The organism is Metabacillus sp. KJ11-3, assembly GCF_055808295.1.
On the sequence record NZ_CM147865.1, the window covers coordinates 1734498 to 1749423 of the forward strand.

At 33.9% G+C, this 14926-nt stretch carries 11 protein-coding genes and 2 pseudogenes; 10 read left to right on the forward strand and 3 right to left on the reverse strand.

All coding sequences use genetic code 11. From position 1 onward, the window contains the following. The first annotated feature begins 163 nt into the window (after positions 1–163). Positions 164–994 carry a class I SAM-dependent methyltransferase gene (locus AC0L8O_RS09155; protein WP_473447494.1) on the forward strand — a complete coding sequence of 277 codons (831 nt, stop codon included), beginning with the start codon at positions 164–166 and terminating at the stop codon, positions 992–994. 76 nt (positions 995–1070) lie between these two features. Beyond that, on the forward strand, positions 1071–2270 hold the full coding sequence (locus tag AC0L8O_RS09160; RefSeq protein WP_473447497.1) for a CbiX/SirB N-terminal domain-containing protein: 1200 nt from the start codon (positions 1071–1073) through the stop codon (positions 2268–2270). Between the two features lie 761 nt (positions 2271–3031). Here the strand turns inward: AC0L8O_RS09160 and AC0L8O_RS09165 are convergent. The 3 genes and pseudogenes from AC0L8O_RS09165 to AC0L8O_RS09175 all read right to left on the reverse strand — a co-directional run bounded on the left by AC0L8O_RS09165 (position 3032) and on the right by AC0L8O_RS09175 (position 6727). Next, positions 3032–4018: pseudogene (locus tag AC0L8O_RS09165) on the reverse strand (GerAB/ArcD/ProY family transporter). A 10-nt stretch (positions 4019–4028) separates the two neighbouring features. After that, positions 4029–5219 (reverse strand): Ger(x)C family spore germination protein, encoded by a 1191-nt coding sequence (locus tag AC0L8O_RS09170; RefSeq protein ID WP_473447499.1) that lies wholly within the window; start codon positions 5217–5219, stop codon positions 4029–4031. A gap of 19 nt (positions 5220–5238) precedes the next feature. Continuing rightward, positions 5239–6727: pseudogene (locus AC0L8O_RS09175) on the reverse strand (spore germination protein). A 291-nt stretch (positions 6728–7018) separates the two neighbouring features. Here AC0L8O_RS09175 and AC0L8O_RS09180 point away from each other — a divergent pair. The 8 genes from AC0L8O_RS09180 to AC0L8O_RS09215 all read left to right on the forward strand — a co-directional run bounded on the left by AC0L8O_RS09180 (position 7019) and on the right by AC0L8O_RS09215 (position 14834). After that, positions 7019–8086, forward strand: a complete 1068-nt coding sequence (locus AC0L8O_RS09180; protein WP_473447502.1) for a sulfite oxidase — start codon at positions 7019–7021, stop codon at positions 8084–8086. Between the two features lie 181 nt (positions 8087–8267). After that, the gene (locus tag AC0L8O_RS09185; protein ID WP_473447504.1) at positions 8268–8789 is read left to right on the forward strand and encodes a GrpB family protein; all 522 of its coding nucleotides are present in this window, start codon (positions 8268–8270) and stop codon (positions 8787–8789) included. Between the two features lie 259 nt (positions 8790–9048). After that, positions 9049–9612 (forward strand): RNA polymerase sigma factor, encoded by a 564-nt coding sequence (locus tag AC0L8O_RS09190; RefSeq protein ID WP_473447506.1) that lies wholly within the window; start codon positions 9049–9051, stop codon positions 9610–9612. Next, positions 9593–11218 carry a DUF4179 domain-containing protein gene (locus AC0L8O_RS09195; protein WP_473447508.1) on the forward strand — a complete coding sequence of 542 codons (1626 nt, stop codon included), beginning with the start codon at positions 9593–9595 and terminating at the stop codon, positions 11216–11218. The genes AC0L8O_RS09190 and AC0L8O_RS09195 overlap by 20 nt, the downstream gene beginning before the upstream one ends. 376 nt (positions 11219–11594) lie before the next feature. After that, positions 11595–12455 carry a GNAT family N-acetyltransferase gene (locus AC0L8O_RS09200; RefSeq protein WP_473447510.1) on the forward strand — a complete coding sequence of 287 codons (861 nt, stop codon included), beginning with the start codon at positions 11595–11597 and terminating at the stop codon, positions 12453–12455. A 110-nt stretch (positions 12456–12565) separates the two neighbouring features. Continuing rightward, complete coding sequence (locus AC0L8O_RS09205) at positions 12566–12886, forward strand: hypothetical protein (RefSeq protein WP_473447512.1); 321 nt, start codon at positions 12566–12568, stop codon at positions 12884–12886. A gap of 194 nt (positions 12887–13080) precedes the next feature. Next, complete coding sequence (locus AC0L8O_RS09210) at positions 13081–13476, forward strand: GNAT family N-acetyltransferase (protein WP_473447514.1); 396 nt, start codon at positions 13081–13083, stop codon at positions 13474–13476. 182 nt (positions 13477–13658) lie between these two features. Further along, positions 13659–14834 carry a hypothetical protein gene (locus tag AC0L8O_RS09215; RefSeq protein WP_473447516.1) on the forward strand — a complete coding sequence of 392 codons (1176 nt, stop codon included), beginning with the start codon at positions 13659–13661 and terminating at the stop codon, positions 14832–14834. The last annotated feature ends 92 nt before the right edge of the window (positions 14835–14926 follow it).

The following is a 14926-nucleotide window of genomic DNA, read 5'->3' on the forward strand; positions in this document are numbered from 1 at the left end:
AGAATATTAGGCAAGTGATACTTAGGAAGCGTCAATCAATGCAGCCTTGTACATCAGCTAAAGTACAAGCTAAGACATCTAAAAGATTTGTAAACAGTAAGAGTAGTTGTTGAAAACACCAAAAGTATTGCCCATATTGTTGTGAAAATTGAGGAGAAATTCAATGATAAAACAATCCCCTTTGCAACTTGATTTTGAAAAGCTGTGGAAAGAAGGAATGTTAGACTGGCATGGGAAAATGCCAGAAAGAATGATTGATGATGAGCTGGAAGAAGCATTTTGGGCTCAGTCCATGAAGAAAAAAACATATAAGCAAACTGATGAGTATTCAAAAAAAATATACGAAAAAATAAAACAGCATATTCCGCAAAATTCCACTTGTATTGAAATTGGTCCCGGATGGGGCAATTATACTTTCCAACTCCATCAAGATGTAAAACGTTTAACGTTGGTGGATGGTTCTGAAAGTGTGCTGACTTATTTAAAACAATACTTTGAAAACGATGCAAATGTTCAGTTCGTTCATAGTAAATGGGAAGAAGAGCAAATTGAGGAACATGATGTTGTTATGGGGGTTAACTGCTTTTATCGTATGTATGAAATGAATGCGGCGCTGAAAAAAATGAACAATCTTGCCAAAAAACGCGCCATCATTGGCTTAACAACAGGACCTATACAGCCCCATTACATACAATTAGATGAGCAGTTCGGCTATGATATTAAATACCCTCGCCGTGATTATATTACCATCGTCAATATGCTGTATCAATTAGGAATTTATGCAAATTGTGAAATGCTCAAGCTGGAGCGTGAGTATCGTTATGAGACATTACAGCAATTATATGAAGCACAAAGCAAAAAAATCTTGTCAACTCGGTTTGATATGGCACATGTAAAAGAATCACTCGAATGTTTTATAATAATGGAAGATGGCCAGTATGTTTACCGTTATCCATTCTATGCTGCGATTATTAGTTGGGAGCCTGTGAGGTAAAATGACTAAGTTTCTTTTTGACATTACGAATATGTGTACAAGATGAAAGATGATGAAAGAGGGGAGATCACACTTTATGACAACCTGGAATTTAACGCAAATGCAGCGTCACTTACTTATTTGCAATGGGGCAACTTGTATGGGAGCAGGAGCCGAGGAGGTAACCCAGCAAATTCGAGACGAAATTCGAAAAAACCGTTTAGATGAGGATATTCATACATCGCGGACACGATGTAATGGCCGCTGTAAAGATAAATGCGTCGTAATTGATTACCCAAAAGGGACATGGTATTCGGTTCAACATGAAGAAACTGCACGTGATATTGTTCATGAAAAAGTGAAAGAAGAAGCTATCATTTATTCAATGCAGCAAGGTGTGCGGAAACGTAGCGAAGATCGAATAAAAGGAATTGAAAAATACAAGAAAGGTAATGCACCGATGAAAAAAGCTGTATTATTTGTTGGACACGGTAGCAGACTGGAGGCAGGAAATATAGAAGTTTGCGAATTTGTAGGGCAAATGAAAGAATACATAGATCCAGCCTTCCTAGTAGAAACCTGTTTTTTAGAATTTGCCTCACCAAATATTGAAGATGGAATTCAGTTGTGTATTGAAAAAGGTGCAGATGAAATACATGTCATTCCAATCATTTTATTACATGCAGGACACTCAAAACTGCACATTCCTGCAGAAATTGAACATGCGAAAGAGCATTTCCCAGATGTTCGATTTACCTATGGCCAAACGATAGGTGTTCATGAGGAAGTGTTTGAAATTTTAAAAACAAGACTTACTGAAGCAGGTTTTGATGTGGATCAAAAGCATGAGGACACAGCAATTTTATTAATTGGACGAGGCGGCAGCGATCCATATGCAAATGGTGATTTTTATAAAATCAGCAGATTATTGTGGGAGAAATTACATGTACCTATTGTTGAAAGTGCCTTTATGGGGGTCACCACGCCAACTGTGCAGGATGGGATGGAACGATGCATTAAATTAGGCGCAAAAAAAATTATCATGCTGCCATATTTTTTATTTACAGGAATTTTAATGGAAAGAATGTATAAAATGGCCGAACAGTTTAAGGAAACATATCCGTATATAACAATTGATATTGCTCAGTATTTTGGCTATCACCCAAAATTAAGAACAGTACTGTTGGAACGAATGAATCAGGCCATTAACGGTACTTCCACTGGCAATAAAGATTTAGAAAATTTTCGTAAATATGCGGAAGAACATGGATATGAACATCATCATCACCATAATTAGAGGATATACAACCGGATTTGATTTTAATCCGGTTTTTCTTAGTAACAACGATTACTATTTTTAAAAATAGAAAATCCATTTTTCTAGGTTTTCTCTAATAGTATGAATTGAATAATGAACGTTTTTATTGATAATTTTTTCTATTCGAAGTGATGAACTATTTTAGAATACACGTGGCTTTATTAAGAGTGGTTTAGGTATAGCCTTTCATTTTTATATACCAGCTTTCAATCTAAATAATGAACTTTTCTCTAGTAAACAAACACCTCTAAATATCGCGAATTAATAAAACTAAATCTCTCCAAACCAATACTGAAGGTAGGTTGTTTTAAAAGATAAATATAATTTCTTTACATTTTGTTAATCATGATAATAGTACTTATCTTATTACGAAAGGAAGAGGTAATATTGATCAGCATTTTTATCCTACTTGTTGTTATGTGTGCATGTTTACTTCTGATCATCACTCTAGATATAAGTCAAGGAATTAGTACGTTTATGACACTCAATATACTAAAAGATCAAATGAAATTATTCAAAGGAGAAGATATAGTATTGTTAGTCATCTTTTTCTCAATATACACATACGTATTCTTTACATATATAAAGTCAGAAAAGTAAGTGCTTTCTTTATGTGCTTTATGTTTTGTATGGCTTCTTCAATATCTTTTCTTTAATTAATAGTGTAAGTAATAACCCAAGGGGAATTACGATTTGAAACGGTATATGCAAGTAATAGGGAACTAAATCCAATCCTTCCTTTAAATGTTCTTGATAGGTTGAGGCAATAATAATAGAAAAAAGAGTATCATTCCACCTACAGAATAATTTATAAGTAGATGAGGTTTCCTCGAAAACAATTGGTTTATACCCATTACACCACAAAAGAAAAAAATAGTTATTTTTACAAAACCTAAGATGACCATTAATGTAATAATAAACGTATCTAATCTTTGAATAAAGTCAGCTATGTTTATATTTGAAACCGCTGTAAGTGAGGGGAACGCAGATCGAATAATAAGATCTGGTCCAATCACACTAATAAGCATAAGCATATTAAATGTAAGCTAAAGCCCCGTACAAGCAATAGCGAACAGTCCTGTCTTCATCACTTTTTTCTTATTGTTAACATAGGGGAGAAGCATCGTAAATGTAATAAGTTCCCCATATGGGACAGTTATACCAAGAGGAAAAACCTCCTTTATTATCGGCTTCAAGCCATTACTTAATACCGGAATGATATTTTCAGGTGATATGTATCCTCCAATAACATACATTGTATTAATGACGAACAGGGAAAATAACATGATGACAAAACAGATAACAGCCACTCTTGAAAATACCTCTATCCCCAAGTTAACCGCATATATTAATACAAGTATAATACAAATTCCTAGCGTAGTCATGGAAGTTCTAAAATATGGAGAAATAACTAACATTTCCAAAAAATCCCGAAATACTCTAGCAGCAATGTATATAAAATAGATGATATAAGAAAGACCAACTATTGATCCCAAATATTTTCCCCAAATAATTTTGGTATATTCTATCAATGATTTGTCAGGGAACTTTGTAAATAGATAATAGTACAAGTAAAACACTGCTCCACCAAACAATGGTGAAATAAGAGATACTAGCCAAGCATCTTGCATGGCTCCACTGCCGATGTCTAACAAAACCGCAGTGCCGAATAAAAACAATACCATCATACAAAAAAATTGAACTTGACCAATTTGAATCTTTGTCATTGACTCTCACTCATTTCATCTCAAAAGTATTCGTACGCATTCCGGTATTCGAAATCTTTGAGTTGATATTAATTGAGAAGGAGGCATTCGAAAATAATTCATCCCACTCTTTTTTGTGCTTTTCCCAATACTTAGGGTCGGTTTTAGAAAGTTTTTCACCAAATCCAAAAACATCTGTTTGTTCTTTTTGGACAATTTCCATTACTTGATTAATTTGCGATTTTACCTCATCTTCAAGAGTCTTTTCTATTTTCTCGATTGTCTTTGGGTCCTCTAGATCCATATTGCAATTATAATCACTTATGAATGCTGGAAGAGACACATCTATCCTTAATGAAATTTCACTTTTACTAACTTTTGTAATTAAGGTAGAGTTACTGCCCTGAGTTGTTAATGTTAACTTTTCGTTTTTACTACCAGAATCAATCTGTGAACAAGAAAATGGGAAAGTAGTACTCTTGCTTTCTGATAAGATCATTTGGGCTGTTCTTGCTAGTTCACCATCTAACCAGCGAACTAAGCGATCATCTTTAAATAATCCTAACCCATCAACTTCTATAACAGCTGGTGTCATTTTCTCTAAGTTCTGGCTTTGACTAACTCCTTCTTTAGGTTTACTATGACTTATGCCCGTAATAATAGGGGCTCTTCCTTCTGAGGAGAACATACTGACGAGTTCATATATAGGTATTAAATCTCCAATTCCATACATGTTTTTGTTGTTTTCTGTTGTACTTATAATACTTTTACTCGGGTTTGACTCAATAGGTTCTACTACTTCCAAAACTTCCTCAGCAGTCATGCCTCTGGAAATGAATACTAGTACACTTGATCTGGTTTGTTTGGCACGCTCAAAAGCATCGAGTAAGGGATATATACCTTCTTTTGCTTGTTCTTCCCCTATTATGAGGAGGGAAAGATGTGATGTAATAATTTCTCTTGGGATAAAGGCGGATGATTTTCGATAAGCATCGTTTAAGGTTTCTCCTTCAATGGGATAATTAATTAAGGGTAAACCAGGTGAATTACCTCCTGTTTTGGTTAATTGTCCTGGGTTTACTACTTGAAAGGTAACACGATACCCATCTTCTTTTCCTTTGTCTACTCCTACTGAAATGATTGCAGCTAGGTTATTAAGTTCTCTATAATTTGAACAACTGGATAACAACATACATATCAAAATCAACAAAATTTTCTTCATAGGTTTTCCTTTCAGTAAGTTAAGAATCATTTGACTTTTGGGAAGAGGGAATGGGGTCTTGTTCTTTTTCCATAGATGAATAGGATGTTCGGATAAAACTATCCTTTAGACCATCTACTTCCAAAGGTGCAAAGGGAGCAAAGTAAGGTTTCCCAAATGATCTTAAACTACTTAGATGAAGTAAAAAAGTGAGTGTCATTAATAACACACCTAATAGCCCAATAAATGCAGAACTGAATAAGAATAGAAAACGTAAAATACGTGCTAGATTCATCGTGCTGGTATTCGGGAGAGTGAAACTACTAATTGCTGACGTTGCCACAATAATTACCACTGCGGCTGATACAAACCCAGCATCTACTGCAGCTTGTCCCAAAATAAGTGCACCTACAATCGAAACAGCAGGACCGATTGCCCTAGGCATTCGTATACCTGCTTCGCGTAAAATTTCAAAAGCTATTTCCATCAAAAGGATCTCAAACACCGCAGGAAAGGGGATTTTTTCCCGTTGAGCCATTAAAGAAACAAGTAAAGTAGTTGGTATTAAACCTTGATGATGTGTGGTTAAAGCTAGATATAAAGATGAAGCATATAAATTAATAATAAATGTTACGACTCTTAGTGTTCTCACAAGAGAACTATAATAAAAATTGTTGTAATAATCTTCAGGTGTTTTAAAGAACGAAATAAAATTTACTGGACAAATTAAAACAAAAGGCGTTCCATTAATAAAAATGGCTATCCTTCCTTCGGATAAGTTTCCTGCGACAACATCTGGCCGTTCGGTATTTAGTAACTGAGGCAAGATTGTTTTCTTGTTGTCCTGAATGAGTTCCTCTATATAATTTGATTCAAGCACCCGATCAATTTTTATTTTTTTGATGCGAGAGTACTTCATTGACTATTGCTTTGTCTGCAATTCCTTCTATATACATGATCATCACATCTGTCTTTGTAACAGATCCTACTTTTGTGTTTAGTACTCTTAAATTCTTATTTTGAATTCTAAAACGAACAAGTGATATATTTTGACTAATATTTTCATTGAAACTATCTTTTGGCCCTCTAATCACTGTTTGGCTTGTCGGTTCACTAATAGATCGGGTTTCTAATCTTTGTGTGCTTGCTACGATGGCTTTCTTTTCTTTATCAAGTAAAATAATCGTATTCCCGGATAGAATGGAGGATATAAGTTTATCCCAAGAATAGATCGTTGATGTTTTTGTAAGGATAATATTATTCATAATTTCATCTGGTTCTATAGCTGGTTGACGGTTACAGATGTTAATGATTGGTTCCAATATATGATCATTAATTTTTTGTTCGTCCACAATACCATCTAGATGAATGATCGCTATACTAGTTTGATTATTATATTGATTTACGATTTTTATGGAAAGATCACTACTGATTCCGAATTCATCTTTTATGTGATCAAGATTTACTTGAAGATCTTCATCAATGTTTTTGAATGTATCAGATCCTAAATTGCTATTATTTTCCTCCAAGGGTATTCACCTCATTAGCTGTTTAACACCATTAAAAGGTATCGGGAAATAGGTGTACTTGAACAACATCTGTAGAAACATCATTGGCAAGAATTTAATATTTTATGCAAGTGGTTTAATTTGAGGATTATGAGTTATATCTTTGTGCGACATGATTTAGGATTCATTTTGAATGGTAATTCTAACATATCCCTAGGTTCTTAATTTTTCAAAACTTAATAATCCCTGAATGATTACTCATAAGCTACATATGCATTAATTAGCAACTACATGTAAAAAGAGGTGGTTTTTATGAGTAATTCCCATCAATCTGAACTAAGGCCCTACCTGCTTACAAAGAGTTTAGTTCCTGAAAATCAGGAAACACCTATACATTTTATGCATGGCGATATTGTTAGTAATAGACTGTTTTATAGAAGAAATCATTTTCCTTATCCACGATTTGCGTCTTCCTTTTATTTTTTGCCAATTGAGGGGCTGGTACATCATCCAAAAGTCTTTTCTTTGCAGCAACTTTACTCATTACCGTCTAAAACGATAAAAGTGGTTTTAGAATGTTCTGGTAATAAACGTGAGTTATTTAACCCAAAAGTTTATGGAGAGCAATGGGGAAAAGGTGCGATTAGCCAAGGGATTTGGAAAGGCGTACCTTTAAGATCCTTATTGGCGTACACAGGATTACTTGAAACTGCCAAAGAAATTGTTTTTGAGGGGCATGATTTTGGAGAAAGGCCTGATTCTAACCAGTCGCATAGTTTTTCAAGAAGCCTTCCTATAGAAAAAGCCCTTGATCCAGATACCATTATGGCGTATGAATATAACAATCAACCAATCCCATTCAAGCATGGTTTTCCACTTAGGTTAATTGTTCCTGGATGGTATGCAATGGCATCAGTGAAATGGGTTAAAAGGATAATAGTGATTGATAAGGAATTTAAAGGACCTTTTCAAGCAGTTGATTACGTTTATTATCCGAACAAAGAGAACGATAGTGGAAAATTCCCTTTTACGACGATCAATGTGAATTCAACGATTAAATATCCTTTAAATAGGAAAATATTACATTCAGGAATATATGAAATGGATGGAATTGCATGGACAGGTAATGGCCATATCACAAAGGTGGAAATTAGTTTTGATGGTGGTCAAACTTGGGATCCATGTCAACTAACTTCTTCTTCCGCGAAAAATGCTTGGGTTAGTTGGAAGTATAAATGGGAGGCACATAATAAAGGCGAATATACAATACTATCCAAAGCGACTGATTCTAAAGGCAATGTTCAACCATTAAAGCCAATGTGGAACAGAAAAGGGTATGGTTACAACGCCATAGATAGGATAAAAGTTAACATTGAATAACACACATGTTTCATTTATTAATAATGGAGTCATACCTTATTGAAAAAGATTTAAAACAAAAAAGATTGTGTATGGTAAACCTAAACGATCTCGGCAGGTTATTTGAAGAAGGATTATTTTAAGTAAATAATGAATTTAGTAGGGTAAAACATAGAAGTTTAAAAGGAAAGAAGTGCTTTTTTTGAGAAAAACCGAAATTGTCCCCTGGACAAAAAAATGGGAAGAATCCTACAGGAAAGAAGAGAAATTACTTAATGAAATCTTCATAAATGAATTGGTAGATATTGTTCATATTGGAAGTACCTCTGTACCAGCAATTGGTTATGCAAAACCAATAATTGATATTTTAATGATTGTTAAAAATATTGATAAGGTTGATGCATATAATAATAAAATGCAAACTTTTGGATATGAACCTAGAGGTGAAAACGGTATTTCGGGAAGAAGATACTTTCCTAAAGGTAAAGATAAACGAACACACCATGTACATATTTATCAAATTGGTAACGAGAATATTGAAATACATTTAAGTTTTAAAAACTATTTATTGAACCACCCCGAAGAAGCAAATAAATATGGAGAGTTAAAAATTGAATTAGCTAATAAGTTCAAGGATACTCATCAATATCAAAAAGGAAAAGAAGCATTTGTTCATGAACTTGTTGAAAAATCTTTCCGATGGAGAAACGAGAAAAACAAGTAATGATTTTGGTGGGATAGATAGACTGGTTTCAACATTTTAATAACTGTATGTGTTAATGTTTAAACAAAGGGTTGCTATATTTCAGAGTGTTCAGGCTGTCGGTAAAGTTCCGACAGCCATTCTTGTGTCTAATTTAAATACGTATATTTTATTCGAAAAATTATTTTCTATGAAATGAAATTATTTCATAGATGAACTCGTTATAATAGATGAGATTAAAAAGCGAAAAATGCACATGGAGTATAGTCAGGAGGACAAAATGGAAGAGGAAATCCAATGGATTCAAGCAGTGCTATCCGGCAATAAAGATGCCTACGCACACATTATTAATAAATATAAAAATCAGTTATATGCAACGATTTTACGAATGACAAAAAATCCACAGGATGCACAAGACTTAGTACAAGAAGCATTTATCAAAGTATATCACCAGTTGGGTAAATATGATGGAAAAGGATCGTTTTCCAGTTGGATTTATCGGGTGTCGATCAACCATTGTATGGATGAGTTCCGAAAAAAACGCTATAAAATGATGCAAGTAGAAATAAATGAAGAAAAAGTCGTGAATCCTAATAACCCGGAAGTCATTTTCTTGAAAAATGAGAAAAATAGACAGCTAGAACGGTTAATTTCATCCTTGCCAGAAGATGAGCGTATCATTATTCTCTTACGTTATGTAAATGAATTAAGCTATAGCGAAATAAGTGAGCTTGTTGAGCTCCCACTTTCAAATGTTCGTAATAAACTTCATCGGGCTAAGAAAAAAATGAGAGAAACTATAAAATGCGGAGGAGGCTATTTTCATGAACTGTCCAACGGGTGATAAACTTTCACAATATGTTGATGATCTACTATTAAAACAAGAACATGTTGATATACACACTCATTTAAAGAGTTGTGAAGGTTGTATGCATATAGTCAATGCTTTCAAGGAGGAACAACAATTTTTAAAAGAAACTTTACAAACTCCAACATTAACTGATGATTTTGCTTCTTTAGTCCTTGACGAACTGGAGCCTTATGGACAGACTGCTGCCCGTAAAAAGAGGCGTCCCTGGGAGCGTATGACGCTTGTAGCAGCTGGAGCTGTATTAGTGATTGGTTTAGGGACAACACTACACCCTAGCTTCGCACAGTGGATAGGTGGCCTTTTCTCAACAGAACAAGTGGATGAAGGATTAAGAATGGCATCTGAGGCAGGGTTAGTAAAACGAATCAATCAAGAAGTAACGGATAATGGAATTACCTTAAAAGTAGAAGATGTTTTTGCCGATTCTTCCCGGGTGGCGTTATCCTATCAAATTTTAAATGAAAAAGGACAATCACAAGATTCATATATTGAATTAACTGATTCAAAGAACAACATCATGGCAAGTGATCAAAATGGAAAAAAACTTGATGGATTAAGCATAGGGTGGTCAGAAAGAAGTGACTACGGGCTTATCGAATTTTCATTACGTGAACAAGAAGTATTGGAAAAAGTTACTGTAAATTTTGACTTAGTCGAGCTAAATGGAATAAAGGGTAACTGGGAGTTAGAGATTCCAGTTGATTTAAAAGAGAGTCTTAAAAACACAACTATTTACTCATTAAATGATGCAAAAACAAGCCTGCATGATGTAACCATTAACATGAAGGAAGTTCGCTTTGCACCTTCCTCGAATGAATTATTGTATGAAACATCTTTTACGAAAAAAGAACAAGCTAGAATAGAAAAAAAGATAAAGCAGCTTGAAGAAAAATTTGGTGAGGAAAGTGCAGACTCCTTTACTAACTTTGGATCGGCTATTCAATATCATATTGAGAATGACAAAAATCAAGCTATATATCACCATAATACCTTTTTTGAAGATAAAGGACACCCGAGTGATTTAGGAATGCTACAAGGTTCTGGCCAACCGATGGGGAAAATCGGCCATAATGCGTGGAATGAGTCATTTATCCCGCAAAAAGAGGATACCAAATTGACCTTTGTGTTAGATGGGGTTATAAAAACAGTGCCTTCAGATTTTTCCATTAAAATTAAACCAAACGAGTTGAGGAAAAAACCTGTCTCATTTGAATACGAGGGTAATTATATAACAATTAAAAAGGCGAAAAAACAAAGTATGTATTCATTACGTAAATCGCTCATCCCAATTAAAAAGGAAACGATGTTTAAAATTGAAATGGAAGGCGGCAAAGAAGCGCCGGCTTCAGATTTTGGAGCATGGGTTTTAGTGGATGACAAAGGGAAAAATTATTTCACTTATCCTAGCGGTTCCATTCTAAATGAAAAAGATGAGAACGGGCGTTATAAAACAACTATTGATCTCGTTTCATATGATTTAGATGAAATTCCTGAAGAACTAACATTGCATTTACTTTCTGTGACTAGGTATTATGAGGTCAAAGATAAGTGGAAGGTTCCGTTATACTCATCAAATTGAGACTATAACGAGATGATCAAAATTTCACCCTCAAGACTTAAGTTCTTGAGGGTGAAAATATATACTCCTTGTGTATATGATGCTAATACTTTAATGGGAATAATTCCACGATGAGTGTTTTTACATATATGAACGTAATTGTTTTTTTCTAAAATACTATTAAAGGTTGATGCATACTTATTCCAGAATGGCCAGGTTTTAAGCTAAAATATTATAACGCATTTGGATATATATGTTAAAATGTGGATGGAATTGTAATCGGGATACTTCCATTAAAAAGTGTTTATACTAAACTATTATAGTCAAATCAGGAGGAGAAATTCATCGGAAATTCATTGATACACTGAATTTATAGATTGACTGAGGGTGAAGGTTTTTGAGATACACTGATCGTTCTTTAAGAATTTTAAAATATTCAGAAATGGAAGCTGAAAGGACAACCAAGATTATTTATCCGATTCATTTATTTTTAGGGGTATTGCTCGAGGGGACAAGTGTGTGTGCTGAATTATATATTAATTATCCAAATCTTACTGAGGTATTAAATAAAAGAGTAACAGATATACAATTTGATAAGGAAGATAAAGGATTTAATTATGAACCTTTAACACTAAATATTTCTCAAAGCACGAAAAGAGTATTAGCGCACGCAGAGGATCAGATGAAGCGATTCAAACAAGTTTATTTAAATGAAGGACATATTGTGGACGCCATATTTAAAGTTAATGACAGATTAACGAGAGCAATAATTGATGGTTTGGATGTCTCTCGTATTCTTGAAATTGTGTCTCTGCCAAGAGATATGATCGTTTCTTTAAAAGATTATTCGTTTCCTACCATTTCAAAAAGTAGAATAACATATAGAAAGGCGAAGCAAAAGGATGCTCCATCCTTGAAAACCTTTGTAGAAAAGGAATTTGGAAATGGATGGCTAGATTCAATTGAAAACGGATTTTTACAAGAAAATATTCCAATTTTTATAGCTCTAGATGGGCAAGGGATTATTGGATTCGCTTGCTTTGATGTAGTTAGAAGAAAAAAGGGATTATTCGGTCCAATGGGTATATCTTTTTCAAATAGAATACAAGGAATTGGATATACTCTACTTCATTATTGTTTAAATGAGATGAAGGAAATTGGATATGGGTATGCTGTAATTGGTGAAGCTGGTCCTCTTGAGTTTTATGAAAAAGCCTGTAATGCTGTTGTTATCCCAAAAAAGTTCACTGAACATTGAAAGAACGCGTTAATAAAGAAACGTGCATTTTATGGAAGGATATCAAGTAATAAGAACTGATACATTAGAAGAAAGGGGTAAATATCCAATAGCTAGTACTTGGGCCTAGGGTGAATACAAAATCATTTGCAGATGGCTATTTTTCAAAAATGGATATACAATTCAGCAATCAATCGCTTATCTTGAACACGAATTATTGGATTGCTGCGGTAGTTTTATTTTTATATAGGTCTCAGCTAAAGAGGCCATTGAGTGAAGTAGAAATTTTTCAGGGGGAATTGATGAAGAATTTAGGGTTAGCAATTTTAGGTGCAATAGTTGCTTGGTTTGTATTAAGTTTTTTTACACAAGATTTAGAGCTTAACTATCTTGCTCCGCTTATCATAGGTATTGTGATTGGTTATGGTATTGGAAAAAGAGATACACATTAGTTTTTTTCAGTTATTAACTGTGTAATTCAACAAGTGAACACTGTTCTTAGAATATGGTGGCCAGATTTGTGAAGAACACTTAGCAAGGGAAAGAAAAATGTCAAGGCTTTCACTAAACCTAACAAGCAGTGTAGGGGGGAATAGAACTTCAATATATAGTTTAGCATATTGCATATGAGTAAGGAGAGGTATAAATGAATGATAAAGTAATGATAAATATACCAATAGATACGAATGAAGTACCTGATTTAAGAGAACTTGTTGGTTGGAGTAGACGAGAAGAAGATTACCCGACACTGTTTGAACGTTGTAATTTCTGGGCAGGGGTTAGAGACGAAAATGATAAACTGATTGCCTTTGGGTATGTGTGTGGAATGGGCTTAGAACATGGTTATATGGAAGATATTATCGTTCATCCTATGTATCAGGGGCAAGGAATTGGTGCAGCGTTAGTAAAGGAATTATTGCGTGAATCCAAACGTTTTGGGCTTGGAATTGTAACAGTATCATATGAGCAAAACAAAACAACCTTTTATAAAGCATGTGGCTTTACACCTGGTTCAGGAGGGGTTTGGCAATCATATACGTGAAGAATTTGTTTCAACTAGCTTGCTTTTCTTCATTTATATCTTCAACAATCAAACACCATTCTGGAAACAAAGATGTACAAATTAAAAGAAAGAACGACGTAGTTTGTTGAAGTTAAAGACAACACAAAGGGACATCACTTCCTGGTAAAATCAAAAATAATTTAAAGTTGGGTAGGATCGTTATGAAAAAAAGATACTTGATCGTAGCTATGGTGCTAGTAATAGTAATTACAGTGACATATTACCTACTACCAAAAAATACTGATCGAACACTTGTTAAAGGGATTGAAAATTTCGAACCGTTCAGCAGCAATAATAAGAATTATCTTTTATTTTACCCAGCTGACATAAGGGTTTCACAAGAAAACACCATTGTAAAAGAAGTAACACTTGACGGTGAAATTGTACGGGAATATGAAATAGAAGATAGATACTTTAGAAGAATGAGTTTGCATCAGAAACCAAATAGTATAGATAAATTATATCTTTCTCTTTTTGGTGAAGCTACAATTGATAATTACTACTACACGTACGATATTCCAACAAAACAATTTAAAAGAGTAAAATTGGATTACTTTGATTATGAAGTCGGTGTTGATCACATAATGCATTACGGTGAGAGTGTACTTTTTCAAACTTTGGTTTCTCATAAAACTGGAGAACAAAATACGGATAGTGAAACAAATGAATTCAATGTATCTATATCTAACTTCTCATCACAAAAAAGTTTTGAAACAGAGTACGGGAATCCACCAAAGTGGACACCGCTTTTAGAATTTAATAATAAAATCCTTTATGGTACAAGTGGACAATATGGTGACAATGATAAATATGTGAACTCAGGTATTGGTGTGATTGATTTAGAAAATCAAAGTGTTGAGTATATGAATAGCGGTAAAAACGTGGATATGTATCCGCTATATGCAACACAAGAACATGCCTTTGTACTTGGTGAAGCAGGCAAAGTCATTTCATACGACAAAAATTTTGAATCCAACATCTATGAACCTTTTAAAGGTATAAGCAAAGAAGATATTTTTTTCAATGACGAAAGTAGTCAATTATTAATAGATACAAATAGAGCATTATATAATGTTTATAGTCAAGAAAAAGGTAGTATCATTGGTCTAATGACATATGAACCTGAACCAAAGTTTGAACCCCTTAATAAGGATTATCTTGAACAAGACAGCAGCTATAGGTTTTTGTATCAAGATAAAGAAAACGGTGAAATTTATATCGTTCGTTCAAGTGAACAAGAAGAAAAACTATTGGTAATTGACAATACCTCATTCGATCTTAAAGCGGAAATACCAATTGCGCATAGTCATTTATTAGACTTTGTTGTTAAGAATTAAAGTATGGTAAGCTGACAAAACTAAAAATCTAACGAGAAGGAAACCATTTTGGTTGATATCTGTCTTATTGTAGAATTTTTAAAATATCTTAA